The 26,048-nt window shown below is 70.5% G+C and carries 23 protein-coding genes; 14 read left to right on the top strand and 9 right to left on the bottom strand.

All coding sequences use genetic code 11. The features are described from left to right. The first annotated feature begins 23 nt into the window (after positions 1-23). From FR742_RS27195 to FR742_RS27210, 4 genes are read left to right on the top strand one after another with little or no spacing between them, the layout of a single operon-like run. Entirely contained in the window at positions 24-908 is an 885-nt protein-coding gene (locus tag FR742_RS27195; protein ID WP_148033568.1) for an NAD(P)-dependent oxidoreductase, read from the top strand. After that, the gene (locus FR742_RS27200; RefSeq protein WP_148033569.1) at positions 908-1,786 is read left to right on the top strand and encodes a 5-dehydro-4-deoxyglucarate dehydratase; all 879 of its coding nucleotides are present in this window, start codon (positions 908-910) and stop codon (positions 1,784-1,786) included. The genes FR742_RS27195 and FR742_RS27200 overlap by 1 nt, the downstream gene beginning before the upstream one ends. Beyond that, the gene (locus FR742_RS27205; protein WP_372452413.1) at positions 1,786-2,832 is read left to right on the top strand and encodes a mandelate racemase/muconate lactonizing enzyme family protein; all 1,047 of its coding nucleotides are present in this window, start codon (positions 1,786-1,788) and stop codon (positions 2,830-2,832) included. The genes FR742_RS27200 and FR742_RS27205 overlap by 1 nt, the downstream gene beginning before the upstream one ends. 1 nt (position 2,833) lies before the next feature. Continuing rightward, positions 2,834-4,717: a DUF6807 family protein gene (locus FR742_RS27210; protein ID WP_148033571.1), complete on the top strand. Its 1,884-nt coding sequence runs from the start codon at positions 2,834-2,836 to the stop codon at positions 4,715-4,717. Positions 4,718-4,802: 85 nt separating this feature from the next. On the opposite strand, the gene FR742_RS27215 is transcribed toward FR742_RS27210, so the two are convergent. From FR742_RS27215 to FR742_RS27240, 6 genes are all read right to left on the bottom strand, one after another. Then, on the bottom strand, positions 4,803-5,903 hold the full coding sequence (locus FR742_RS27215; protein WP_148033572.1) for a dienelactone hydrolase family protein: 1,101 nt from the start codon (positions 5,901-5,903) through the stop codon (positions 4,803-4,805). 54 nt (positions 5,904-5,957) lie between these two features. Then, positions 5,958-7,238, bottom strand: a complete 1,281-nt coding sequence (locus FR742_RS27220; RefSeq protein ID WP_148033573.1) for a Gfo/Idh/MocA family protein — start codon at positions 7,236-7,238, stop codon at positions 5,958-5,960. A gap of 65 nt (positions 7,239-7,303) precedes the next feature. Continuing rightward, complete coding sequence (locus tag FR742_RS27225) at positions 7,304-8,593, bottom strand: ABC transporter substrate-binding protein (protein ID WP_222709066.1); 1,290 nt, start codon at positions 8,591-8,593, stop codon at positions 7,304-7,306. 41 nt (positions 8,594-8,634) lie between these two features. After that, positions 8,635-9,504, bottom strand: a complete 870-nt coding sequence (locus FR742_RS27230) for a carbohydrate ABC transporter permease (RefSeq protein WP_148033574.1) — start codon at positions 9,502-9,504, stop codon at positions 8,635-8,637. Further along, entirely contained in the window at positions 9,488-10,474 is a 987-nt protein-coding gene (locus FR742_RS27235) for a carbohydrate ABC transporter permease (protein WP_148033575.1), read from the bottom strand. The genes FR742_RS27230 and FR742_RS27235 overlap by 17 nt, the downstream gene beginning before the upstream one ends. A 286-nt stretch (positions 10,475-10,760) precedes the next feature. Then, a complete protein-coding gene (locus FR742_RS27240; protein ID WP_246639590.1) occupies positions 10,761-11,555 on the bottom strand; it encodes an NAD(P)-dependent oxidoreductase in 795 nt (264 codons plus the stop codon). Positions 11,556-11,688: 133 nt separating this feature from the next. Here FR742_RS27240 and FR742_RS27245 point away from each other — a divergent pair, with 133 nt between their 5' ends. The 5 genes from FR742_RS27245 (at position 11,689) to FR742_RS27265 (ending at position 16,538) form a co-directional block, all read left to right on the top strand. Continuing rightward, complete coding sequence (locus tag FR742_RS27245; protein WP_148033576.1) at positions 11,689-13,002, top strand: sugar ABC transporter substrate-binding protein; 1,314 nt, start codon at positions 11,689-11,691, stop codon at positions 13,000-13,002. Beyond that, positions 12,999-13,928: a carbohydrate ABC transporter permease gene (locus FR742_RS27250; RefSeq protein WP_148033577.1), complete on the top strand. Its 930-nt coding sequence runs from the start codon at positions 12,999-13,001 to the stop codon at positions 13,926-13,928. Before FR742_RS27245 ends, FR742_RS27250 begins: the two co-directional genes overlap by 4 nt. Then, positions 13,925-14,788, top strand: a complete 864-nt coding sequence (locus tag FR742_RS27255; RefSeq protein WP_261808764.1) for a carbohydrate ABC transporter permease — start codon at positions 13,925-13,927, stop codon at positions 14,786-14,788. The genes FR742_RS27250 and FR742_RS27255 overlap by 4 nt, the downstream gene beginning before the upstream one ends. Before the next feature lie 70 nt (positions 14,789-14,858). Beyond that, complete coding sequence (locus FR742_RS27260) at positions 14,859-15,620, top strand: IclR family transcriptional regulator (protein ID WP_148033578.1); 762 nt, start codon at positions 14,859-14,861, stop codon at positions 15,618-15,620. A 12-nt stretch (positions 15,621-15,632) separates the two neighbouring features. Beyond that, complete coding sequence (locus tag FR742_RS27265; RefSeq protein WP_148033579.1) at positions 15,633-16,538, top strand: 5-dehydro-4-deoxyglucarate dehydratase; 906 nt, start codon at positions 15,633-15,635, stop codon at positions 16,536-16,538. Between the two features lie 138 nt (positions 16,539-16,676). Here FR742_RS27265 and FR742_RS27270 read toward each other — a convergent pair whose 3' ends face one another. Further along, the gene (locus tag FR742_RS27270) at positions 16,677-18,134 is read right to left on the bottom strand and encodes an aldehyde dehydrogenase (NADP(+)) (RefSeq protein WP_148033580.1); all 1,458 of its coding nucleotides are present in this window, start codon (positions 18,132-18,134) and stop codon (positions 16,677-16,679) included. A 104-nt stretch (positions 18,135-18,238) separates the two neighbouring features. Here FR742_RS27270 and FR742_RS27275 point away from each other — a divergent pair, with 104 nt between their 5' ends. The 3 genes from FR742_RS27275 (at position 18,239) to FR742_RS46015 (ending at position 21,976) form a co-directional block, all read left to right on the top strand. After that, positions 18,239-19,495, top strand: coding sequence for a glucarate dehydratase family protein (locus tag FR742_RS27275; RefSeq protein WP_148033581.1), 1,257 nt, complete (start codon positions 18,239-18,241; stop codon positions 19,493-19,495). Continuing rightward, positions 19,489-20,862: a hypothetical protein gene (locus FR742_RS44760; protein ID WP_187281330.1), complete on the top strand. Its 1,374-nt coding sequence runs from the start codon at positions 19,489-19,491 to the stop codon at positions 20,860-20,862. Before FR742_RS27275 ends, FR742_RS44760 begins: the two co-directional genes overlap by 7 nt. Before the next feature lie 568 nt (positions 20,863-21,430). Then, on the top strand, positions 21,431-21,976 hold the full coding sequence (locus FR742_RS46015; RefSeq protein WP_261808765.1) for a YgaC family protein: 546 nt from the start codon (positions 21,431-21,433) through the stop codon (positions 21,974-21,976). 90 nt (positions 21,977-22,066) lie between these two features. On the opposite strand, the gene FR742_RS27290 is transcribed toward FR742_RS46015, so the two are convergent. Together FR742_RS27290 and FR742_RS46020 are read right to left on the bottom strand one after the other, a co-directional pair. Then, positions 22,067-22,708, bottom strand: coding sequence for a response regulator transcription factor (locus FR742_RS27290; protein WP_148033583.1), 642 nt, complete (start codon positions 22,706-22,708; stop codon positions 22,067-22,069). Continuing rightward, positions 22,705-24,378 carry a sensor histidine kinase gene (locus FR742_RS46020; protein ID WP_148033584.1) on the bottom strand — a complete coding sequence of 558 codons (1,674 nt, stop codon included), beginning with the start codon at positions 24,376-24,378 and terminating at the stop codon, positions 22,705-22,707. Before FR742_RS46020 ends, FR742_RS27290 begins: the two co-directional genes overlap by 4 nt. 164 nt (positions 24,379-24,542) lie before the next feature. Here FR742_RS46020 and FR742_RS27300 point away from each other — a divergent pair, with 164 nt between their 5' ends. Together FR742_RS27300 and FR742_RS27305 are read left to right on the top strand one after the other, a co-directional pair. Continuing rightward, positions 24,543-25,265: an ABC transporter ATP-binding protein gene (locus FR742_RS27300; protein WP_148033585.1), complete on the top strand. Its 723-nt coding sequence runs from the start codon at positions 24,543-24,545 to the stop codon at positions 25,263-25,265. Next, the gene (locus FR742_RS27305; RefSeq protein WP_148033586.1) at positions 25,262-26,041 is read left to right on the top strand and encodes an ABC transporter permease subunit; all 780 of its coding nucleotides are present in this window, start codon (positions 25,262-25,264) and stop codon (positions 26,039-26,041) included. The genes FR742_RS27300 and FR742_RS27305 overlap by 4 nt, the downstream gene beginning before the upstream one ends. The last annotated feature ends 7 nt before the right edge of the window (positions 26,042-26,048 follow it).

Consider the following 26,048-nt stretch of genomic DNA (forward strand, 5'->3'; position numbering starts at 1 on the left):
CCCTGCGGAAGGGTGAACGAGCGATGACACGAACACTGGTGACGGGCAGCGCCGGAAGGCTGGGGCGAAGCCTGGTCACCTCGCTGGCGCAGGCAGGTCACGAAGTGATCGGCGTCGACGTCACCGCCGGCACCCCGGACGACGCGGCGGCCACCCTCCCGGCCGACCTCACCGACCTGGGCGAGGCGTACGACGTGATGGCGCGGTTCCGGCCCGACGTCGTGGTCCACCTGGCGGCCATCGCGACCCCGTTCAGCCGGACCGAGGGCGTGATCTTCCGCACCAACACGCAGCTGGCGTTCAACGTGTGCGAGGCGGCGAGCAACGCGGGCGTGGGCCGGGTAGTGGTGGCCAGCAGTCCCACGGTGATCGGTTACGGGTCGCCTTCCGGCTGGGCTCCGAGCTATCTGCCGATCGACGAGGACCACCCGACGTCGCCGTGGAACGCCTACAACCTGTCCAAAGTGGTCGCCGAGCAGACGATGGCGTCGTTCGCGCGCAGCTCGCGGACGCGGTTCGCGGCGGTGCGGCCGTGCTTCGTGGTGGCGCCCGAGGAGTGGGCGGGCGCGCCCACCCAGTCGGGCCACACGATTCTGGAACGCCTGGACCTGCCGGAGATCGCCGGTGTCTCGCTGTTCAACTACATCGACGCCAGGGACGCCTCCGACATGATCGCCACCCTCATCGAGCGGCTGCCCGGCCTGCCCAGCGGCGAGGTGTTCTTCGCCGGCGCGGCCGACGCGCTGGCCCGCCGCCCCCTCGCGGAGCTGCTCCCCGCCGTGATGCCCGGCACGAGCGAGCACGCGTCCGCGCTCACCGACACTCTTCCCGCGTTCACCTCGGCCAAGGCCGAGCGCATGCTCGGCTGGACCGCCAAGCGCAGCTGGCGCACCGAACTGGAGATCTGATGAACCTCAGCGGAGTCCTCTTCTTCCCCATCACCCCCTTCACCCTGTCAGGCAAGCTCGCCGAGGAGGTGCTGGCCGAGCACATCGGACGGGGGCTCGACCACGGGCCCGGCGGAGTGTTCGCGGCGTGCGGCACCGGCGAGTTCTCCTCCCTGTCGGAGGCCGAGCACGCCGCCGTCGTCCGGGTCGCCGTCGAGACGGCGGCCGGCCGGGCGCCGGTGTTCGCCGGCGCGGGCGGGCCGCTCGGCGCCGCGCTCGCGCAGGCCGGAGCGGCGCGCGAGGCGGGCGCGGACGGCCTGCTGCTGATGCCGCCCTACCTGGCCAAGGGCACCTCGGACGGGTTCGTCGCGTACGTGCGGGAGATCGCGGCGATCCTGCCGGTGATCATCTACCAGCGCGGCTCGGTGGTGCTCACCCCCGAGCAGGTGGTCGAGCTGGCCCGGGTGCCCGGCGTGGTCGGGCTGAAGGACGGCCTGGGCGACATCGACCTCATCCAGCGCTCGATGCTGGCCGTACGCAAGGAGGTGGGCGACGGCTTCACGTTCTTCAACGGCCTGCCGACGGCCGAGCTGACCATGGGCGCCTACCGGGGCCTCGGCGTCGAGCTGTACTCCTCGGCGGTCTTCGCCTTCGCGCCCGACATCGCGACCGCGTACCTGAACGGCGAGCACCGGCTGCTGACCGAGTTCTACGAGCCGCTCGTCCGGCTGCGCTCGAAGGTGCCCGGGTACGCGGTCGCGCTGGTCAAGGCCGGGGTGCGGCTGGGCGGCCTGGACGTGGGGCCGGTCCGGCCGCCGCTGGTCGACGCCGCGCCCGAGGACGTGGCCGAGCTGGAGTCGCTGATCAAGCACGGACGCTCGCTGATCGGCACGCCGTGATCCGCGACCTCACGGTCACCCCGCGCACGGTCGCGCTGCGCCGTCCGTGGGGGCCCGACGTGCCCGCCAACCACGTCCTGGTCGTCGAGGTGACGCTCGCCGACGGGCGGGTGGGCACCGGGTTCTCCTGGACGCCGCAGATCGGCGCGCACGCGGTGCGCGCGCTGCTGGAACACGACATCCGCGACGCGCTGATCGGCCTGGACCCGCACCCGGAGGTGGTGTGGGACCGGCTCTGGCGGCACCTGCGCGAGGCCGGGCCGGGCGGGATCACCACGATCGCGCTGGCCGGGGTCGACCTGGCGCTGTGGGACCTGCGCTGCGGCGAGCGCGGCCTGGTGGACGTGCTGGGCCGGCGCAGGGAGTCCGTCCCGGTGTACGGGAGCGGGGTGAACCTGCACTACCCGCTGGACGAACTGGTGGCGCAGGCGGGCCGGTGGAAGGCCGCCGGCTACCCCGCCGTCAAGATCAAGGTCGGCCGGCCGGACGTGCGCGAGGACGTGGCGCGGGTGGCCGCCGTCCGCGAGGTGATCGGCCCGGACACGCTGCTGATGGTGGACGCCAACCAGCGCTGGGACCTGCACACCGCCCGGCGCGCGGCCGACGCGCTCGCCCCGTACGGCCTGCACTGGCTGGAGGAGCCGCTGCCGGCCGACGACGTGGCGGCGCACGTGGAGCTGCGCCGGTCGGCGCACGTGCCGATCGCGGTCGGCGAGAACGTCTACACGGTCTACGGCTTCCGCGACCTGCTGGCCGCCGGGGCCTGCGACGTCGTGCAGCCGAACGTGGTGAGGGTCGGCGGCATCACCCCGTTCCTGCGCATCGCCGAGCTGGCCCGCGCCTTCGACGTGCCGGTCTACCCGCACCTGCTGCCGGACCTGTCGGGGCAGCTGGCGCTCTCGCTGCCGCTGCCGTCCATGGCCGAGGACGTCGAGGACGCCTCGTTCGCCGCGCTGGGGCTGCTCGCCGAGCCGTACCCTGTCCGGGTGGACGGCGCGGAGCTGCGCGCCGGCGAGCACCGGGGCCTCGGCCTCCGCTGGAGGTGACATGCGTGTCGTGCTCGCCGGAGCCCAGGGCTTCGGCTCCCACTATCTCGACCGGCTGCGCCGGCTGACCGGGCTGGTCGAGCTGGCCGGGGTCTGCGACGTGCGGCCGGTCCCGCCGGAGAGCCTGGCGGGTCTCGGCTCCCCCGATATCTCCGCCGACCTGCCCGGCCTGATCGAGCGGACCGGCGCCCGGATCGCGATCCTGGCCACGCCCATCCCGACGCACGCCGAGCTGGCGCTGGCCGCGCTGGAGGCGGGCGCGCACGTCCTGGTGGAGAAGCCGACGGCGGCCACGCTGGCGGACTTCGACCGGATGGAGCGGGCCGCCGCCAAGGCGGGGCTGGCCTGCCAGGTCGGGTTCCAGAGCCTCGGTTCCGCGGCGGTGCCCGCGGTGCGCGAGCTCATCGCGGGCGGCGCGATCGGCCGCGTCACCGGCATCGGCGTGGCCGGCTCGTGGCCGCGCCCCGCCGCGTACTTCACCCGCAGCCCGTGGGCGGGCAGGCGGGTGCTCGACGGCGTGGACGTGGTGGACGGCGCGCTGACGAACCCGTTCGCGCACGCGCTGGCCACCGCGCTGGCGGTGGCCGGGGCCGACGAGCGCGGCGCGGTGGCCTCGGTGGAGACCGAGCTCTTCCACGCCAACGGGATCGAGTCCGACGACACCTCCGCCGTCCGCGTCACGCTCGCCGGCGGCACCCCGCTGGTGGCCGCGGTCACGCTCTGCGCGGCCGAGCGGGACGAGCCGTACGTGCTCGTCCACGGCGAGAAGGGGCGGATCCGGTTCGTCTACACGATGGACGAGGTCCAGGTGGACGACGGGCCCGTCCAGCGCTTCGACCGCACCGACCTGCTGGTCAACCTCGTCGAGCACGTACGGTCGGGCGTCCCCCTGCTGGTGCCGATCCAGCGCACGGGCGGGTTCATGGAGGTGATGGAGGCGATCAGGGTCGCGCCCGACCCGCTGCCGATCGCCGACGACCACCAGGACCTGTCCGGCGAGGGCCGGGTGCTGCCGGGCATCGCGTCCGTCGTCGATAGGTGCGCCTCGGAGCTGGCGCTCTTCTCCGAGCTGGGCCTGAGCTGGGCGACGCCGCTCGTGGTGGGCGGCTCTCCCGTCGCCGAGTACGTGACCAGCCCCGACCTGCCGCTGACCGCGGCGCCCCGCCCCTACCTGCACCCGGTGCGCACGCTCGGCGGCACCGTGGTGACCGAGGTCCGTCCGGCCGACCACCCGCACCACCTCGGGGCCGGGCTCGCGGTGACGGACCTGGGCGGGCGCAACTTCTGGGGCGGGCGCACCTACGTCCGCGACCAGGGGCCGACCTGGCTCGACGACCACGGCGTCCAGCGGCACCTGGCCTTCACCGAGCGCGACGCCGCCGGTTTCACCGAGACGCTCTCGTGGCTGCGGCCGGGGGAAGACGCCCTGGTTCGCGAGGAACGCACCGTACGGGCCCGTCCAGCGGCGCGTGGGTGGGTCCTGGAGTTCGGCTTCACCCTGCACAACCTGACCGGGGCGCCGCTGACGGTGCGCAGCTCGGCCACGAAGGGGCGGGCGGGCGCCGGCTACGGCGGGTTCTTCTGGCGCGCGCCGGCGGGCTCGCCCGGGTTGCGCGTGTTCACGGCGGCGGCCGAGGGCGAGGAGCGGGTGCACGGCTCGCGGGCGCCGTGGCTGGCGCTGTCGTCGGAGGCGTGGACGCTGCTGTTCGCGCAGGACGCCGACCCGTGGTTCGTGCGGGTGGCCGAGTATCCGGGCGTCGGCACCGCGCTGGCCTGGGACACCCCCCTGTCGTTCGACGCCCGGCTCGACAGGAAGGTGTCGGTCGTGGTCGTCGACGGGCGCCTGTCGCGCGAGGAGGCGGCCGAGCTGGCCACGGGCCGCTGACCCGCGGGCCCGGCGCGGTGCCACGCCGGGCCCGCGCCGCCGTGCCGTGCGGGTCGTACGGGTCGGGGTCGTACGGGTCGTGTTTTCAGCGGGGTTCAGGGCGCAGTTCGGCGGCCAGCCAGGTGAAGGCGTGCTCCTGCATCGGGACGTCGAAGGCGTGCGGGGCGTCGAAGAACCGGCCCTCGTAGCCGCCGTCGGGGTAGCGGCGGGCGATGGCCTCGTGGGCGCGGCGCATCCCCCGCTCGGGGAACAGCTGGTCGTCGCCCGCGTACAGCGCCAGCAGCGGTCGCGGCGCTCCGGACGCGACCAGCGCGGGCCAGTCGCAGACCCGCGACAGGCCGGGCGGGAAGAGCATCCAGGTGTGCGAGGCCACGTACCCGTCGAGCAGGTCGGCGTAGGACGAGGTCATCGCGGCGACCACGACCGCGCGCACGCCCGGGTCGAAGGCGCCCAGCAGGGCGGCCCGCAGGCCGCCGCCCGACAGGCCGGCGCAGCCGACCGGCCCGATGTCCGGCCTGCCCCGCAGGTACGCCGCCGCGGCCAGGTCCTCGCCCGCCACCACGCCCGCGAACGAGGTGCCCAGCAGTCTGCAGTACTTCTCCAGGACGTGCTCGTGGTGGCCCGCCGCCACGTCGTAGCGGTCGGCCTCCGACAGCCCGGCGTCCGGGGCCAGGGCCGTCACCCGGTCAGGCATGTCCGTGAGCGGGAACCGGCGGCTCCCCCACCCGGTCACGTCGTGCGCCAGCACCGCGAAGCCGCGCCTGGCCAGCTCGGAGGCGAACGCCCGGCCGCCGTACAGCTCGCCGCGCAGCCGCCGCACCTCGGGGGTGGGCGGCTCGGGACCGTCGGCGATCTTCTCCTTGCCCGCCCACTTCATGCCCGCGTGGCAGTGCAGGGCCACCACGCCGGGCAGCGCGCCCCGGTGACCGTGCGGCCTGAGCAGGTAGGCCCGGGTGCGCGGGCCGTAGCCGACGTCCCAGGACAGCTCCTCGCCGTCCAGCCCGTCCGCAGTCCAGGTGCGCTCCACCCGTACGTCTCCCGCCGTGAGGTCGAGCGTGCCGATGGCTTCGCGCGCGGCGGCCCGCAGCTCCGGCCCGGCGGGCGCGTCCGGGAACAGCTCCCCTTGCCTTCCCGCCACCTCCACAAGCCCGGCGAACTCCCCTAGATGCCGCATCTCACCTCTCATGACTCGTACGAGAAAGCACTGTGAGGAGTCAGACGCATCTCCTCTTCGTACGGATCAGGCGCCGGCGAGGCGGGTGCCGTCGGCGGTGAGGCGGACGGGGCGGCCGGTGGCGGCTGAACGGTTGGCCGCGACGCCCACCAGGACGCTGCGGATGCCGTCCCGGTAGCCCGCCGGACGGCCGAGCGGGTCGTCGCCGGGGCCGCGGAAGACGTCGTCGAGCAGCAGCCGGTCACCGCCGCCGTGGCCGCCGGCGCCCTGCTCGATCGGCACCTCCTCGGGCTCCTGCCAGTGCCGGTGCAGGATGAGCCGTTCCCAGGAGCCGGCCGCGTGCTCCTTGCTCGCCGCGCTCGGGTCGACGGCGGCGTGCGGCGGGGTCCAGGACCGTTCGCACACCTCCAGCTCGATCCGCCCCTCGGTGCCGTTGAACGCCACCCGGTACCCCTCGAACGGCGCGTGCGCGGTCAGCGAGTAGGTGAGGATCGCCCGGTTGGCGTAGCGGACGAGCACCGACATGGTGTCGTCGATCGTCACGCCGGGCGCGAACACGTCCTGGTCGCGGATGTAGCCGTCCTCGTGCTCGGCGTCCAGGTAGAGCCGCTTGAGGCGCTCGTCCTGGGAGATGTCCAGGATGTACGGGTCGCTGCCCAGACCCGGGGCGCCCTGCCCGCGTGCCGGGCGCGGCCCGCGCGGCCGGGCCTGGCCGTAGAAGCGCAGGTCGGTCTGCGCGAAGACCAGCTCGGCCGCCGAGCCGAGCCACCAGTTGACCAGGTCGAAGTGGTGGGTGGACTTGTGCACGAGCAGCCCGCCGGAGTGGGCGCGCTCGCGGTGCCAGCGGCGGAAGTAGTCGGCGCCGTGGATGGTGTCGAGCGCCCACTCGAAGTGCACCGAGGTGACGTCGCCGATGGCGCCCTCGCCGATCAGCTTCCGCACCGCCGAGTTGCGCGGCGAGTAGCGGTAGTTGAAGGTGACGACCAGCCGGCCCGGGTTGCGCTCGGCCGCCTCGGCGATGGCCGCGCAGCCCTCGGCGTCGACCGTGAGCGGCTTCTCCACGATGACGTCGAGGCCGGCGTCGAGCGCGGCGACGACGTACTCGGCGTGGGTGGCGTCGACCGTGCACACCACGACGGCGTCGGCCAGCTCCAGCATCTTGCCGTACTCCCGGGGCGCGAAGCACGGCACCGGGCGGCCGATCCGTTCGGCGTAGTAGGCCATGCGCGTGGTGTTGACGTCGCACAGGCCGACGATGGTCCCGGTGTCCTGCCAGTCGCCCAGCAGCGCGTCGACGTACATCTGCGCGCGGTGCCCGAGGCCGACGAAGGCGTACCTGGTGCTCAAGTGCTCTCTCCCCGAGTCGCGGTGGGCGGCCGGGGGCGGTGCGCCCCCGGCCGGTCGCCGGCTGGTCAGCCGGCGATGGCGGCGTTCGCCTCCTCCAGGAACTTCGCCGCGGCGGCGTCCGGAGTGGCCCTGCCGAACACGACCTCCTCGCTGGCGCGCTCCAGGATGTCCTCCATCTCCAGCGCGCCCTTCGGCGGCGCCTCGATCGGGCTCAGCTCGCTCTTGACCTCGTCGATGAAGGCCAGGGTCTTCTGGTCGGCGGGCGGCAGCTTGTCCTTGACGGCGGCGAGCACCTTGGAGTTGGTGGGCAGGCCGCGGTCGCTCAGCAGGATGCCGGCCGCGTCGGGGTCGTTGACCAGGAAGTCGATGAACTTGCCCGCGGCGTCCGCCTTCTCCGTCTTGGCCGAGGCGGCGTAGAACATGGCGGGCTGCAGGAACATGCCGCTGGTCGTGGCGCCCTCCAGCTTCGGCATCCGCAGCAGCGTCATGTCCTGGCCGGACGACTTCGTCAGGGCGTTGAGCTGGTTGCTCCACCACATGCCCATGGCGCCCTCGTTGGTGCCGAGCAGCGACTGCTCGGGACCGGTGTCGCCGATCTCCTCGCTCTTGGCGGCGTCGGGCGAGCCCTTGGTCTCGATGAGCTTCTGGTGGATGGCCCACCAGGATTTCAGCGTGTCGACGGACATGCCGATCTTGGTGCCGTCGTAGAACTTCTCGCCGCGCTGGGCCGCGTAGATCTGCAGCCAGGCGGGGTTGAAGTTGTACTCGGCACCGGTGGCGGCGCCCGTGGCCGAGATCTCCTGGGCCAGCGCGGCCCACTGGTCCCAGGTCCACGTGGTGTCGTCCGGCAGTTCCTTCTTGGCCTTCTCCAGCGCGGCCGGGTTGGCCAGCATGGAGAAGGCGTTGACGCCGGTCGGGATGGCGTACTGCTTGCCGTCGATCTGGCCGCTCGACAGGACCTGCTGGTCGAGGTCCGCGGTGGGCAGCTTGCCGGCCAGGTCCATCAGCGCGCCGCGGCCGGCGTACTCGCTGAGGCCGCGGATCTCGATGCTCAGCACATCAGGCGCGTCGTTGGCGGCGACCTTGGTGGCGAGCTTCTCGTAGTAGCTGTCCCAGTTGGAGAAGTCGCCCTCGACGTCGATCGTCGGGTTCTTCTCCTCGAACTTCTGGATGGCCTGGTCGGTCAGCTTCTGCCGGGCGTCGCTGCCCCAGTAGGCGAAGGTGATCGACACCTTGCCGCCGTCGCCACCGCCGCCTCCTCCTTCGCCGCCGTCGCCGCTGCCGCAGGCGGCCGCGGTCAGCATGGCCGCCGACAGCGCGGCGACCCACATCGTCTTACGAGAGCCGAGTTTCACAGCTCTACCTCCTCTTGGGGGTTACAGGGGGTGAAGAGGAACTACTTCAGGCCAGTGGTCGCCATCCCGCGGATCAGGTACTTCTGTCCCGCCAGGAAGAACCCGAAGATCGGCCCGAGCGACACGATGGACATCGCGAACATCGGACCCCAGGACGACTCTCCGCTGGAGTCCAGGAACTGCCGCAGCGCCACGGCCACCGTGAGGTTGTCGGAGTTGGTGAGGTACAGGTTCTGGCTGAAGAAGTCGTTCCACGTCCAGATGAAGGTGAAGATGCCGGTCGTCGCCAGCGCCGGCATGCACAGCGGCAGGATGACCTGCAGGAAGATCCGCCAGTAGCCCGCCCCGTCGATGGCCGCGGCCTCGTCCAGCTCCCGTGGCAGCGTCCGGATGAACTGCACCATCAGGAAGATGAAGAACGCGTCCGTGGCCAGGAACTTGGGCACCACCAGCGGCCAGATCGTGTTGATCCAGTCCATGTTGGCGAACACGATGTACTGCGGCACGACGGTCACGTGGTAGGGCAGCATGATCGAGCCCAGCATGATGGCGAACCACACCTTCTTCAGGGGGAAGTTCAGCCGGGCGAAGGCGTAGGCGGCCAGGGAGCAGGCGACCAGGTTGGCCGCCACGGACAGTCCCGTGATGACGGCCGAGTTCCACAGGTAGTAGCCGAAGCTGTGCTTGAGCGCCGTCCAGCCGTCGCTGTAGTTGTCCAGCGTGACCGCGCTGGGCCACAGGCCGGGCTCGCGGAAGATGAGGTCCTCCGGCTTCAGCGAGCTGGAGATCATCCACAGCAGCGGATAGAGCATGATCAGGCCGAAGCCGATCAGCAACGCGTGCTTGAGCAGCCGGCTGCCCCGCGGTAGCGGGCGGAACAGGAACGGCACCCGGTTACTTCGTGTCGCCATAGAAGACCCAATACTTCGACGCGAGGAAGTTCACGCCGGTCAGTCCGGCGATGAGGAGCAGGAGGACCCACGCCATGGCGGCCGCGTAGCCCATCTCGTAGCTCTTGAAGCCCTTCAGGTAGAGGTAGAGCGTGTAGAAGAGCGTGGAGTCGACCGGTCCTCCGCTGCCGCCGCTGACGATGAACGACTGCGTGAACGACTGGAAGGACTTGATGACTTCGAGTACGAGGTTGAAGAAGATGATCGGCGTGAGCAGCGGCAGCGTGATCGAGCGGAACTGGCGGAGCTTGGTGGCCCCGTCGACCGCGGCCGCCTCGTAGTAGCTCTGCGGGATCTGCCGGAGTCCGGCGAGGAAGATCACCATGGGCGCGCCGAACGTCCACACGTGCAGGAGGATCAGCGTGCCGAGGGCGGTGTCCGGGTCGGACACCCAGCCGGGCCCCTCGATGTCGAAGATCGCGAGGACGGCGTTGACCAGGCCGTCGGTGCCGAAGATCTTCCGCCACAGGATGGCGATGGCCACGCTCCCGCCCAGCAGCGAGGGCAGGTAGTAGATGGAGCGGTAGAACGACAGCCCGCGCAGGCCCCGGTCGAGCGCGAGCGCCAGCGCCAGCGCGAAGGCGAGCTGCATGGGCACCGACACGACCACGTAGATGGTGGTGACCTTGAGCGACTGGATGAACCGGGTGTCCTCGAAGAACAGCTTCGAGTAGTTGTCCCAGCCCACCCACTGGGCCTCTTCCAGCAGGCTGTAGTCGGTGAACGACAGGTACAGCGAGGCCAGGATCGGCCCCACGGTGATCAGGAACAGGCCGACGAACCACGGCGCGAGGAAGACGTACGCGGTGCGGGCCTCCCGGCGCCTGTGGACGTTCGCATAGGTCGTCCGGCGGCGACGCCCCGGGGGTCGAGCGGCCTCCCGCGGGGCGGCGGGGGGTCGCTCCGGGGTGACAGAGATTGATTCGGACATACATCCCTCTTCCAGGCCCTGCCCGGCACGGCGGGATCGGATAGCGCATTCCTATAAGGAGGCGAAAAGTTTCGTCAACCCTTTGCAGGTGTTACAAAGCCGTTACCGATATATCGCCAACTGAATAGTGCCTGCTCAGAGGGGAGATGAGGGTGGATACGCGTTCTTAACATTTTCGCTCTGACCCACCTCCACTACAACCGGTTGCACTTCGCGGCGAAAGAGTCCGGGCATGCCGACAGCCGCCCTGACCTGATCGGTCGGGGCGGCTATCGAGCAGAAACGGTCACCAGGAGCCGCCGAGCTCCTTCAAGGTGAAGACCCCGCCGACCCGGTCGTGCAACGGGTCGCTCAGGTCCGGCTCGCCCTGCTCGGCGATGATCTCCGCGGCGTACGACTCGGAGCTGTCGCGCGACTCGTACCCGATGGCCTCCGCCTCCTTCAGCGACCACCACCTGCGGGCGTTGTCGGAGACGCCCCACACGACGTGGAAGCCGGTCGCCGTCAGCGCGGCCTCCACCAGCCGGGCCAGGTCGTCCGGTGAGATCCAGGTGGCCAGGCCGCGGGTGTCGGCGGAGCGCTCGTTGCAGGTGCCGAGCCTGATGGCGGTCACGTGCATGCCGAACCTGTCGTGGTAGAGGCTGCCCAGCCCCTCCATCACGAGCTTGCTCACGCCGTAGTACGTGTCGGGGCGCGGGAAGGCGTAGTCGGCCAGCTCCCCGCCGGAGGGCGGCCGGGTGTGGAAGCCGGCGGCGTGGTGGCTGCTCATCAGCACCACGTGCCCGACCCCCGCCGCGCGGGCGGCCTCCATGAGCACGTAGGTGCCGTCCATGTTGGCCCGCACGATGTCGGCCCACGGATGCTCGCGGCTCTGGCCGCCGAGGTGGAGCACCGCGTCGACGTCCCGCATCGCGGCGGCCATGGCCAGCTCGTCGGTGAGGTCGGCCACGGCCAGCTCCTCGCCGGGTCCGGTTTCGAGCGGCGCCAGGTCCGACAGGCGCAGCGTCCGGCCGTCACGGGCGAGACGGGGACGGAGCAGCGTGCCGACTTTCCCTGCGGCGCCGGTCATGAGAATGCGCATTCCCCCGTTGTACACAACACTGGCCCAGATTCACATTCTTGAATATTGACCGTGATGTGTGTCACTGGTTACTTTCTTCAAGACTCGCCCACATCCACGACACTTGTCACATATGTGAACAGGAGGCGGTCTTATGTCACGTCGTCTGCTCGGGGTCGCGCTGGCCACGACCCTGGCCGTTACGCTGACAGGCTGCGGCTCCGGGGGAACAAGCTCAAGCACGGACGACGCGCTGGAGATCTGGATCAGGCAGGCGCCCGATTCGGAGTCGGCCAAGACAGCGCAGCGCCTCGCCGAGGCGTTCACCAAGGCCAGCGGGATCCAGACCAAGGTGGTCGCCCTCTTCGACGACTTCGAGACCAAGCTGCAGCAGCAGGCGGCGCAGCGCGATCTGCCCGACATCGTCATCAACGACACCGCCCAGATCGGCAACATGCAGACCCAGGGCTGGCTGACCGAGGTCGACCGGGCTTCCCTGGCGGGCGGCGACAAGGTCTCCGACCTCGCCTGGAAGGCCGCCACCGCGAGCGACGGCAAGACATGGGCGGCCCCGTTCTCCGCGCAGGCCTTCGCCATCATCGCCCGCAAGGACTGGCGCGAGAAGGTCGGCATGGAGATCCCCCAGACCTGGGAGGACCTCGCCGCGCTGGCCACCGCCTTCACCGAGAAGGACCCCGACGGCAACGGCGAGAACGACACCGCCGGCTTCGTCATCCCGGCGAGCACCAAGCGCGGCTACGCGTCCTGGTACGCCTCCTCGTTCATCTACGGCAACGGCGGCGACTTCGTCTCCCCGTCAGGTTCCGGCACGTTCACCTCCGCCATGAGCGACCCCAAGGCCGTCGAGGCGGTGCAGTTCCTCCAGGACCAGTTCTGCAAGACCAAGACCGTCAACCCGGGCGCGGTCAGCAACGACACCACGGTCACCCACGAGGTGTTCGAGAAGGGCCAGGGCGGCATCTACCTGACCGGCCCGTACGTGCTCGCCCGGTTCGTGGACAGCATCGGCACCGACAAGATCGAGGTCTACCCGGTGCCCAAGGGCCCGTCGGGCGGCCCCGGCACGCTGGGCGAGGGCGAGAACGTCTACCTGATGGCCGGATCGGGCAACACCGAGGGCCAGAAGAAGTTCGCCGAGTTCGCCATCTCCGCCGAAGGCCAGCGGATCGGCATGAACAAGGACGCCAACGGCGCCATCGTCCGCCTGCCGGTCAGCTCCGAGGTCGACATGGCCGCCGAGCGCCAGGACCCGCGCTGGCAGGTGTTCCAGGACGCCTACGCCGACGCCGTCTACGCCCACCCGGTGCCGAACTGGGCGCCGATCCGGCAGACCTCCGCCGACTCGATCAACACGGTGTGGGCCGACTGCGCCAAGGACGTCAAGGCGGAGATGGACGCGCTCAACACCAAGCTGACCCAGGAACTGCAGAGTCAAAAGGCATCATGACCCCGACGCTGACCACGGCGCCGCCACCGCGGGCCGCCGCCCCCGGCCAGCCGCCCCGCCGGGCGCGCTGGCGGGGGCCGCTGATCGCCTGGGCCTTCCTGGCGCCCGCCCTGCTGCTGTTCCTGTACTTCAAGTTCATCCCTATGTTCACCGGGCTGACGATGAGCCTCCAGGAGATCCGCTACATCGACAGCACCTGGGTCGGGCTGGACAACTACGCGACCATTCTCACCGACGACGCCTTCCGCTCGGCGATCTGGCACAGCCTGGTGCTGGCGCTGGGCACCACGGCCGGCTCGATCGTGTTCGGGCTGGGCCTCGCGCTCCTGATCGAGGGGCCGGCCAGGTATCTGTGGTTCGTCAGGACCGCGGCCTTCCTGCCGGTCGTGGTCACCATGGCGGCCGTCGCCGAGGTGTGGCGGATCATGTACCACCCGGGCGACACCGGCACGCTCAACATGATCCTCGGCTGGGTGGGGATCGCCCCGCAGCCGTTCCTGGCCGACGAGGACTCCTCGCTGCTGTCGATCATGGTCATGAACATCTGGCGCGGCACCCCGTACGACATGATGATCTTCCTGGCCGGGCTGGTCGGCATCGACCGCACGCTGTACGAGGCCGCGGCGGTGGACGGCGCGTCCACCTGGAGGCGGCTGCGGCACATCACGCTGCCCGCGCTGCGGCCGGTGTTCTGGATCCTGTTCACGCTCGCCGCCATCCGTGGCCTGCGCGTGTTCGTCGAGGTGTACGTGCTCACCAACGGCGGGCCGAACGGCTCGTCCGAGGTGCTGATGACGCTCATCTACAAGCTCGGCTTCCAGACCGGCGAGCTGGGCATCGCCTCGGCGGGCGGGATCGTGCTGTTCGCGGCCACGCTCGTGCTCACCGTACTGGTCCAGCTCATGCGCAGGAGGCAGGCGGCATGATGAGGTTCGACAGCGCGCTGGGGCTGGAGTCGCGGCGCGGGCCGTTCGCCACCGCGGGCAAGATCCTGCTCTACTCGGGCATGGTGGTGGTGTTCACCGGGCCGCTGCTCGGGCTGCTGATCAGCGCCTTCAACAAGACGCTCGACCCGACCTCCTTCACCTGGTGGCCGGACGAGTTCACGTTCGACAACTTCGTGCACGCCGCCGACCGCAACGTCTATCTCTATCTGTTCAACTCCTTCGTGGTGGTCGGGTTCGGGCTGCTGCTGCAGATGATCGTGAGCGTCTTCGCCGCCTACTCGCTGGCGCGCAAGAGGTTCCGCGGCATGGGCGTGGTCATGCTGATCATGCTGGCCACGATGATGATGCCCGAGGAGATCATCGCGATCCCGCTCTCCCTCGTGCTGGCCGACATGCCGCTGCTGAACCTCAACCTGATCGGCACGTACGCGGGCATGATCCTGCCGGTCGGCGCCTGGGGCTTCTCGATCCTGGTCATGACGGAGTTCATGAAGGAGGTGCCGGTCGAGCTGGAGGAGGCCGCGCGCATCGACGGGGCGGGCGAGCTGCGCACGTTCTTCACCGTCATCCTGCCGCTGTGCCGGCCCGCGCTCGGCGTGATCGGCGTCTTCGGCTTCACCATGATCTGGGACCAGTACCTGCTGCCGCTCATCGTGGCGCCCGAGTCGAGCATGTGGACGCTGCCCATCGCGCTGCGCTCGCTCCGCTCCGACGAGGAGGTGGGCATCGGCGTGCTGCTGGCGGCCACGCTGCTGGCGCTGCTGCCGTCGATCATCGCGTTCCTCGCCTTCCAGCGGCAGTTCATGCGCGGTCTGACGAGTGGGGCGGTGAAGGGGTGACCTGTGTCCATGTATCTGGACGACATCCCATATCCTGACACCCATAAGTCGCAGTCGAGATGGGACGATCATGGAGCCGCAGCTGGTCAAGTCCGCCGAGCGGACCGTACGCATCCTGGAGGCCCTCGCCGCCGCCCCGGGCACGCTGACGCTGTCGGAGGTGCAACAGCTCACCGGGTTCCCGCGCAGCAGCCTGCACGCGCTGATGCGCACGCTGGTGGAGCTCAACTGGGTGGAGACCGACGCCGCCCGGTCGGCCTTCGGCATCGGCCCGCACGCGCTGCTGACCGGGACCGCCTATCTGGACAAGGACCCGGCGCTGCCGTTCGCCCAGGCGACGCTGGAGGACCTCAGGGAGGAGACCGGGCAGACCGCCCACTTCGCCCGCAGGGACGAGGCGCACGTCCTCTATCTGGCCACCCGCGAATCCCGCGACGCCCACCACATCATCCCCCGGGTGGGCAGGCGGCTGCCCGCCCACGTGACCGCGCTCGGCCAGGTGCTGCTCGCCCAGCTCACCGACGACGAGGTCAAGGCCCTGCTCCCCGACCCGCTGCCCGGCATCACCGACCACACGATCACCGACCTGGGCAAGCTGACCGGCGAGCTCGACCAGGTCCGCACCCGGGGCTGGGCGTACGAACGCGAGCAGGGCACGTCGGGCGTGGCCTGCGTGGCCGTCACGGTCGACTACCGGATCCCGGCCACCGACGCGATCAGCTGCTCGATGCCGGCAGACCTGCCGCCCGCCCAGATCGAGCGGGTCATCGAAGCGGTGATCACACACACCCACAAGCTGGCTGCCACTCTCCGGCGAGAGGGCATCCGGTAAAAGGAGGCGCTGATGCGGCTAGAAGGCGTTCTGTTCTTCCCGGTGACCCCGTTCGGTCCCGACGGCGAGGTGGCCGGGGAGACGCTCGGCCGGCACGTCGACGCCGGAGTCACGGCGGGAGCGGGAGGGGTGTTCACCGCGTGCGGGACGGGTGAGTTCAACGCCCTCGGCCCCGGCGACTACACCACCACGGTGCGGGCGTCCGTGGCCGCCGCGGGCGGGCGGGTGCCGGTCTTCGCGGGCGCGGGCGGCACACTTCCCGAAGCCAGGACGCTGGCCCGCACGGCCGCAGCGGAGGGCGCCGACGGGCTGCTCATCATGCCCCCGTACCTGGTCAGCGCGCCGCCGGAAGGCCTGGTCGACTACGTGCGCGACGTCGCCCTGGCGGGCGGGCTGCCCGTCATCATCTACCAGCGCAACAACGCCCGCTTCTCCCCCGCCGCCGTCGCCGAGCTGGCGCGGATGCCGGAGGTGATCGGGTTCAAGGACGGGCTGGGCGACCTCGACCTGCTCCAGCGCATCATGCTGACCGTGCGCGAGTCGGCGGGGCCGGACTTCACGTTCTTCAACGGGCTGCCGACGGCCGAGCTGACCGTGCCCGCCTACCGAGGGCTGGGGGTGAACCTCTACTCCAGCGCCGCCTTCGCGTTCGCCCCGGAGGTCGCGCTGGCCTTCTACCGGGCGATCACCTCCGGCGACGAGGAGCTGACCCGCCGCCTGCTGACGGGCTTCTACAAGCCCTTGGTGGAGCTGCGCGACCAGGTCCCGGGGTACGCGGTCTCGCTGGTCAAGGCCGGCGTACGGCTGCGCGGGCTGGACGTGGGCGGGGTACGGCCGCCCCTGGTCGATCCCGCACCGGAGCACGTGGCGGAACTGGAGAAGATCATCGCCGCCGGCATGGAGATCATCGGCGCCTGACCCGTCCCCCACCGCGGGAGGGTCATGCCCTCCCGCGGTGGGGGTAGCCGGCTCCTGACCGGCGGACACGTCGCACACCCGGGGCCGCCGGGAGGACCGCGCCTCCCGGCGACCGCGGCGCCCACCTGGGCCGCCGTTCTACCGTCCGAGTACGCCGTCCACGCGGCGGGGGATTCCCAGGGGGTTGTCGTCCTTCAGCTCGTCAGGCAGCAGCGCCTCGGGCCAGTCCTGGTAGGCCGTGGGCTCCAGCCAGCGGTCGATGGCCGTGGCGCCGACCGAGGTGGTCGCCGTTGTCGTGGCCGGCCAGGGGCCGCCGTGATGCATGGCCCAGGTGACGGCCACGCCGGTGGGCCAGCCGTTCCAGATCAGCCGCCCGGCCTTCCGGCCGAGCACGTCGACCAGCGGCTCCGCCTCACCGGCGTCGGCGGCGTGCACGGTGGCGGTGAGCGAGCCCTCCAGCCGTTCCAGCACCGGCGGCAGGTCGCCGACCTCACGGTAGGTGACCACGATCGAGGCGGGCCCGAAGCACTCCTCACCGATGCCGGGCAGCTTCTCGGCGAAGGTGTCGAGATCGGTGGTGAACACCTTGGGCGTCACCGACCACCCGCCCTCCCCCGGCGAGCCCTCGGCCAGCAGCTCCAGCTGCCCGAGCCGGTCCAGACCGCCCAGGTAACCCTCGCGGATCCGCTCGGCCAGCATCGGCCCGCCGCTGGTGCCCTCGACGGCCTCGGCCAGCGCCTTGCGCAGCTCGTCGCCCTCGGGCACGAACATCAGCCCCGGGTTGGTGCAGAACTGCCCCACCCCCTGGGTCAGCGAGGCGGCGAAGCCGGTGGCGACCTGCTGCGCGGACGCCGACGGCAGCACCACGACGGGGTTCACACTGCCCAGCTCGCCGAAGAACGGGATCGGCACCTCGCGCTCGTCGATGAGCCGCTGGATCGCCTTGCCCCCCGCGACGGACCCGGTGAACCCCGCCGCGACCACCGCCGGGTGCCGCACCAGGTCGGCGCCGGCGTCGAGGCCGTGCACCAGACCCAGCAGGTCAGGGTACGGGAGCGCGTCGCGTACCAGCTTGGCCACCCGCTCCGAGGTGCCGGGATGACCGGGATGCGCCTTGACCACCACCGGGCAGCCGGCGGCCAGCGCGGAGGCGGTGTCGCCGCCGGCCACCGAGAACGCGAAGGGGAAGTTGCTGGCCGCGAACACCGCCACCACGCCGGGCAGCGGCCGCTTCACGCGCCGCACGTCCGGCCGCGGCGGCTCGGCGTGATCGATGATCGCGTCGAGGTAGCCGCCGTCCCTGATCACCCGGGCGAAGAACCTGAACTGGCCCGTGGTGCGGCCCACCTCGCCGCGCAGCCGTGCCTCGCCGAGCGCCGTCTCCTCGTCGGCGAGCCGCCACAGCTCGTCGGCGTGCGCGTCCAGCGCGTCCGCGACGGCCTCCAGCACCACCGCGCGGTCTTCCGCCGGGGTCGCCCGCCACGCCTGGCCCGCTGCCACGGCGGCGGAGACCACCAGGTCGACCCCGGCTCGGTCGGTCTCGGCCACGCCGGCGCCCACGGGCTCACCGGTCCTGGGGTCGTATCCGTAGATCATCGAATGGCCCTTCGGAGTCTTGACACCTTCTCAGCTCGATTCTTACAGTTGCCGCATTCTGTCCACAAACCTGGCCCCTGTTCACATACATGGACGGCGATCACATGATCATCAGGCAGATCCACGTCACCCCCGTCGCCTTCAAGGATCCGCCCCTCCTGAACGCCGCCGGAGTGCACGAACCCTGGGCGCTGCGCACGATCGTCGAGCTGGTGACCGACGAGGGCCTGACCGGTCTCGGCGAGACGTACGGCGACCTGGGACACCTGTCCAAGGTACGCGAGTGCGCGCAGGCGCTGGTCGGCCTGGACGTGCACCACACCAACCAGATGTACGCGCGCGTCGCGGCCACCGTCGGCGACGCCGTCAGCGACCTGCACGGGCTGACCGGCGTGGCCACCAAGGAGAAGAGCATCGACCGGGTCTTCTCCCCGTTCGAGGTGGCCTGCCTGGACATCCGCGGCAAGGCCGCCGGGGTCCCCGTGGTCGACCTGCTCGGGGGCCGGGTCCGCGACGCCGTCCCGTACAGCGCCTATCTCTTCTACAAGTGGGCGGGTCACCCCGGCCAGGAGCCGGACAGGTTCGGCGAGGCGCTCGACCCGGCCGGGATCGTCGAGCAGGCGGCGCTGTTCATCAAGGAGCACGGCTTCACCTCGATCAAGCTCAAGGGCGGCGTCTTCCCGCCCGACGAGGAGATCGAGGCGATCAGGGCGCTGCACGAGGCGTTCCCCGGCGTGCCGTTGCGCCTGGACCCGAACGCCGCCTGGAGCGTCGACACCTCCGTCCGGGTGGGCCGGGAGTTGGAGGGCACGCTGGAGTATCTGGAGGACCCCACGCCGGACATCCCCGGCATGGCGGAGGTCGCGGCCAGGGTGCCGATGCCGCTGGCCACCAACATGTGCGTCGTCACCCCGGAGCACCTGCCCGAGGCCATCGCCGCCGGCGCCATCGGCGTGCTCCTGCTCGACCACCATTACTGGGGCGGCCTGCAGCGCTCGGCCCAGGTCGCCACGCTCTGCGGCACCTTCGGGCTCGAACTGTCGATGCACTCCAACTCCCATCTCGGCATCAGTCTCGCCGCCATGACCCACCTGGCCGCCGCCACCCCCAACCTCACCCACGCCTGCGACACGCACACCCCCTGGCAGGACGGCCAGGACGTGGTCGCGCCCGGCGCGCTGCGCTTCGAAGGCGGCGCCGTCCCGGTGCCCTCCGGCACCGGTCTGGGCGTCGAACTCGACCGCGACGCGCTGGCCGTCATGCACGAGCAGTATCGGAAGTGCGGCGTCACCGCCCGCGACGACACCACGTACATGCGGCGCTTCCAGCCCGACTTCACCGCGAGGAGGCCGCGGTGGTGAACGTCGCCTACGTCTACCCCTGGGACGTCGTCGGGGACCCCGCCGCCGCCGAGCGCATCGCCGCACTCGGCGTGACGACCGTCGCCCTCGCCGCCTCCTACCACTCCACCCGCGCGGCCACCCCCTTCCACCCCGCGCACCGCGTCCTCGACGTCCCCCACTCCGCCTTCTACCTTCCCGTACGTCCCGAAGCCTGGGGCCGGCTCACCCCCGCCACCCCCACCTGGACCACCCCCGACGCGTACCTCCTGGCCCAGTCGGCCCTGCGCGCGGCCGGCCTGCGCGTGCACGCCTGGACCGTGCTCACCCACAACGCCCAACTCGGCACTGCCTTCCCCCACCTCGTCGTACGCAACGCCTTCGGAGACCCTTACCCGTACGCGCTCTGCCCGTCGGCCCCCGACGTCGCCGAGTACTGCGAACGGCTGGTGCGCGAGGTGCTGGTGGCGGGCCGCCCCGACGGCCTCATCCTGGAGGGCTGCGGCCCCATGGGCTTCGCCCACCAGGGCGTCCACGAGAAGACCTCGGGCGCCGGCTACGACCCGGACCTGATGTCCCTCTGCTTCTGCGCCTCCTGCGCCCCCCGCTACCCCACCGACACCAGGACCCGAGTCCGCAACGCCATCGACACCGACACATCAACCGAGGTCCGCACCTCCCTCGACACGGACACCCGACCCCACGCCGCCGCCCTCGACACCCAAGCGCACGCCGGCACCGCCCTCCACACGCCCACCGCCCTCGACACCCAAGCGCACGTCAGCACCGCCCTCCACACGCCCACCGCCCTCGACACCCAAGCGCACGTCAGCACCGCCCTCCACACGCCCACCGACACCCGAACCCACGCCCGCACCGCCGGCGGCACCCCCACCGAACCGCCGCCCCACGACGCCCCGAAGAGCCTCGTGGACGCAGCCCTCGGCCCGCTCGCGGACGAGGTACGGGCCGTCCGCGTGGAGCTCTCGGCCTCCCTCCGCCACCGCCTGATCACCGCCGCCCGCGAGATCGCCCCTGACATCCCGATCACCTTGCACGCCAACCCCGACCCTTGGGCGACGGGCCCCTTCGCCGCCCTCCCCACCGGCGACCCGGGCGCCGACGTCCTGGTGGGCAACTGCTGGGGCAACCCTGCCACGGACGCCGCCCGCCTCTCCCGCCTCACCGAACTGCGCACCCCCGGCCAACGGGTCGGCGCGTACGTCCTGGCCCTCCCCCCGCACCCCGCCCACCCGGAGACACTGGCCGAACTCCTCACCGCCTACGCCAAGGCAGGCGCGTCGGAGTTCCACCTGTACCACGCAGGCTTGGCAAGCCCACAACGTCTGACCGCCATGGCCCAAGCCCTCGAACTGACCCGCCTATAGCCCGACCCGCCCAGCATCCACCACACCCGGCAGCGACGACTCGCGACGCGAAGCGCCCGCACCCATCACACCGGAGCAGAGTCCGCGTGGAGCAGGGTCGGATGTGGACCACGATCGGATGTGGACCACGATCGGATGTGAAGCGCGGCCCCACCCGAAGCAAGGCCCCATTCGGAGCAGGGTCCCACTCGGAGCGAGGTCCCGCCTGGAGGAGGCGCGACACCAAGTGGAGTCACGGCACGCAACGGAGCCGACGCCAGCCGAAGCACGTCACCCAACGGAGCCGACGCCAGCCGAGACACGACACCCAGCGGAACGCGACACCCGTGAGCACGGCGCCGCTGGGTGTCGCACCTCCACGCCCCACTGCCGCGGCATCCCCCTGCCGACCCGTGAAAGACCATCCCGGGTCTCGTCCGCTCACAGACTGCTTTGGCATCATGAGCACGTAAGCATCAGCAGGCGTCCCGACACCGGCCGCCGCACCCTGCCCATCTCCCCTGGTACGAAAGCCGACACCACCACGAACCCCCTCAAAAACGCCGAATCCGGCGGAAAGGCACGGGCGTTGGGTGACATCGAGATCGTCTACAGGAAGTACGGCGGCGCGTTGCACTGGCATCACCCCGGCACGCTCCTCGGCGAGGACGAACACGGCTCCTGGGTCGCGGTGCCCAGCGGAACCGTCGCCCGCAAAGGCGAAGGCCCGAAGGTCACCTGGCCCCACGACTCCCTGATGCTCTTCCCACGCTCATCCTGGTGGACCGCCACGTTCAACTCACCGCCCCACCGCATCGAGGTGTACGTCGACGTCACCACCGTCCCCGAATGGCGTGACGGCCAGGTCACCATGCTCGACCTGGACCTGGATGTCGTCAGGATGCGCGACGGCCGCCTCTTCCTCGACGACGAGGACGAGTTTGCCGAACACCAGCTGACACTCGGCTACCCGAGCGAGATCATCCGCCAAGCCGAGGACACCGCCCATTGGCTCCTCCAAGCAGTAGCCCATCACCACGGCCCTTTCGGCGGAGCCCACACCCGATGGCAGGCCGCTGAGTTTCCAACGCATCCCGACACGCCTCCACCTCATCCCCCTCGTCAAGCTCCATAGCCGACCGTCAGGAACGGACGACATCGCGGCGGCAAGCCCCACCAAGGCCGTCATACGAAGGCCACGGCCGTCACACGGAGGCCACGGCCGTCACCGAGGTACCGAGACCAGCCCGCTCTCGTATGCCACGATCACCAGCTGCGCCCGGTCACGAGCATCGAGTTTGGCCAGTAACCGAGTGATATGGGTTTTGACCGTCGCCAGACTGAGCTGCAAGTGCCGAGTGATCTCCACATTGGACAGCCCGCGGGCGATCAGAGTCAGCACCTCCCGTTCCCGCTCGGTCACCCCCTCCAGCCCACGCACCTGAGGCGTCGCGGGCGTCCGCGCGAACTCCTCGATCAGCCGCCGCGTGACCGTCGGAGCCAGCAGCGCCTCTCCTCTGGCCACCACCCTGATCGCGGCGAGCAGGTCAGCCGGTGGCGTGTCCTTGAGCAGGAACCCGCTCGCCCCAGCCCGCAGCGCGTCGTACACGTACGCGTCCAGGTCGAACATGGTCACGATGAGGACCCGCGAGCCCTTCCCGATCAGTCTTGTCGCCTCGATGCCGTCCATCTCGGGCATACGCACGTCCATGAGCACGACGTCGGGCCGCTCCCGCTCGGTCACGGCCACGGCCTCCACACCCGTCGACGCCTCCCCCACCACCTCCAGATCGGGCTCGGAGTCCACCAGCACCTTGAAGCTGCCCCGGAGCAGCGCCTGATCATCAGCGATCAGCACCCGGATCATGAATCACTCCCGTAGGGGAGGCTGGCCGAGACCCGGAAGCCTTGACCGATCATTCCGCCCGCCTCGAACGTCCCGCCGTACATCATGACCCGCTCCCGCATCCCGATCAGCCCGTGACCAGGCCCCCTGCCGGTCATCGTGCGATGACCGGGCCCGTCGTCGGTGACCTCGATCCGCACCGCCCGCCCATCGTCGACCACCGACACCCGGCACCGCGCAGGCGCGGCATGCTTGACCACGTTGGTGAGCGCCTCCTGAACGATCCGGTACACGGAAAGCTCCACCCCTTCAGGCAGCCTTCCGCACACAGGCTGAGCTGGTGTTCCCCCCTCCGCAACCCCCACCTTCTCGGCGGACTGCCTGCCCGTCATGGACCTCCTCCCGTACACGGACGCCTCCTCCCCAGAAGGCATGTCCCGCGGCGACGCTCCGTCATCTCCTTCCTCCACCGCGAGACCCGCTCGACTTTCCGTTCTGGCACCTGATCCACTTGCCGCCGCAGGACCCGATTGGCCCTGCGCAGTGATGCGTGATCCGCCCTCCGTAGTGAAACGTGATCCACCCTGCGTGGTGAATCTTGATCCGCTCTCTTTCGTGAAACTTGCTCCATCCTGAGTAGCGAAACTCGAACCATCCCGCGTACCGAAGCTCGAAACACCCTGCGTAGCGAAGCTCGAATCATCCTGCGTACCGAAGCTTGATCCACTTTTCCTCGTGGAGCTTGATCCACTCTGCGTGCTGAGGCCTGTCCCGCTCTCCGCCTGACCCGCCGCCAGACCCGACGTCTCGCCAGCCCTCGTCTGCTGCGCCTCGCGGAACATGCCGCCCGTCGCACTCTCCCGCATCTCCGGACCACCTTGACCTCGCGCCATGCTGACGTCGAGCTCCACGTCCACTCCAGCCTGTCGGGCCTGCTCGGCCAGACCAGCCAACCCGCGGAGCCCCGGCGCAGGACCGCGGGCCGGGCTCTCCGAAGAACGCAGCACCCCCAGCAGGTGGCGCATCTCGACCAGCGCGTTCCTGCTGGCGCTCTCGATCACCCGCAGCGCGTCGTGAGCCTCCTCCGGCTTCGTGGCGAGGACGTGGTTGGCCACTCCCGCCTTGACCGCGATCAGCCCCACGTTGTGCGTCACCACGTCGTGCAACTCCCGGGCGATGCGCAACCGCTCCTCGGCCACAGCCTGCTCGGCCAGGCGCTCGGCATGGCGCGTCGCGTACATCCGCCGTTCGCGCACGGCTCGGCCGACCGTCCAGGCGCCGCCGAGCGCGGCGATGCCGAACAACGCCTCGTCGACGCCCAGCAGCCATGCGGGCCCCTCAGGGGGAGGCACGCCGCCCACCATCACCAGCCCGACCCCGGTCAGCAGGGCGAGCACCCCGATCGTCGAGGTGGGCAGCCAACTGCCGCGGTCTTCCGCCACCGCCACCAGGTAGAGCGCGTAAGCCGGCGACACGTACGCGAAGCTGAACGCCCCGCTCACCACCGCCGTGACGGCCAGCACCAACGTGAAGAGGAAGACCGGCAGCGGCCACACTCTCCTCAGGGCCAACGGCAGCCCCAGACCCAGCGGGATGGCCAGCCTGGCCCACGGCGGGATCCCCGCGGCGTTGACCGTCGCCGTCAGGGCGACCAACACGAAGGCCAGCGCGGCGACCAGATCCAGCGCCATCAGCTGGTAGCGCCCCAGCGGCCCGACGAAGAGGCGGTGCGACTCGTTCACGCGAACGACGGTAGCCCTAGACCTCGATTCCGCACGTCAGACCAGGGTCTGACTTTGAGGTTCGGACCGTGGTCCGATGTGACGAAACCCCTCCGTGCCGCACCCTTTACGGCGTGATCGAACTCAAGCACCTCACGAAACGCTACGGCTCGACGCTCGCCGTCGACGACCTGTCGTTCACCGCGCGCCCAGGGCACGTCACCGGCTTCCTCGGCCCCAACGGCGCAGGCAAGTCGACGACCATGCGGCTGATCCTCGGCCTCGATGCCCCCACCTCGGGCGAGGTGCTGGTCAACGGCAAGCGTTACACCACTTTCCTCACACCCATGCGCGAGGTCGGCGCCCTGCTCGACGCCGGCGCCGTCCACGGAGGCCGGAGCGCCCGCGACCATCTCCTCTGCCTGGCCCGCACCAACGGCATCGGCCCTCGGCGTGTGACCGAGCTGCTGGAGCGCGTCGGCCTCGACGGCGTCGCCCGCAAGCATGTGGGCGGCTTCTCGCTCGGCATGAAGCAGCGCCTCGGCATCGCCGCGGCACTGCTCGGCGACCCCGGTGTGCTGATCTTCGACGAGCCGGTCAACGGGCTCGATCCCGACGGCGTCCGCTGGATCCGCGACCTGATGCGCTCGCTGGCCACCCAAGGCAGGACGATCCTGCTCTCCAGCCATCTGATGAGCGAGATGGCGCTGACCGCCGACCGCATCGTCATCATGAGCAGGGGCAAGCTGATCGCGGAGGCCACGGTCGAGGAGCTCACCGCTCGCCATCCCTCCCTGGAGGACGCCTATCTCGCGCTCACCGCGAGCAGCGCCGAACACCGGGCGGGCAGACCATGAGACACGTCCTGCCGGCCGAGTGGCTCAAGCTCCACTCCGTACGTTCGAGCCGGCTCGCCATCCTGCTGGCCCTCGGCGGGGTCCTGCTCGGTTTCGGCATAGCGCAGATGGCGGTCGGCATGTACGACAGCGCGTCTCCGGCTCAGCAAGCCAGGGCCCGCATCGCGGAGCTGGAGGAGGTCGTGCTGATCGTTCCCCAGCTCAGCCTCGGCATCCTCGGCGTGCTGGCCATGACCTCCGAGTACGCGACCGGGCTCATCAGGACCAGCTTGACCGTGGTCCCCCGGCGCTGGCCGGTGCTGACGGCCAAGGCGACGGTCGTCGGCGTGATCGGGCTGGCGACAGGGCCGGTGGTGGTCTTCGGCACGCACCTCGTGTGCCGCTGGGTCATCGGCGATCGCTTCTCCGGCCTCTACCAGGCGCCGTTCTCCGGCAAGCTGCCGCTGCTGGTCGCCCTCAGTCTGACCGTGCCGGTGTTCGCGCTACTGGGGCTGGGCCTGGGAGCGATCCTGCGCTCCACCGCAGGCGGGATCACCCTGCTGGTAGGGCTCGTCTACGTCATCCCCATGATCGTGGGCAACCTCCCCGGACCGTGGAACGAGTGGCTCGGCTCGGTGATGATCAGCGCCCTTGCCCGCCAGATCAGTGGTGACCTGACCACCCCGGGCCTCTACGGCACCTCGCTGCCGCCGCCGATGGCAGCCGTTCTCCTGGCCTGTTACGCAGTGTTGCCCGTGGTCGCGGGCCTGTGGCTGCTGCAACGGCGAGACACCTGACAACACA

It is taken from the genome of Nonomuraea sp. C10, from assembly GCF_008017515.1.
In the GTDB taxonomy this organism is placed as follows: Bacteria; Actinomycetota; Actinomycetes; order Streptosporangiales; family Streptosporangiaceae; genus Nonomuraea; species Nonomuraea ferruginea.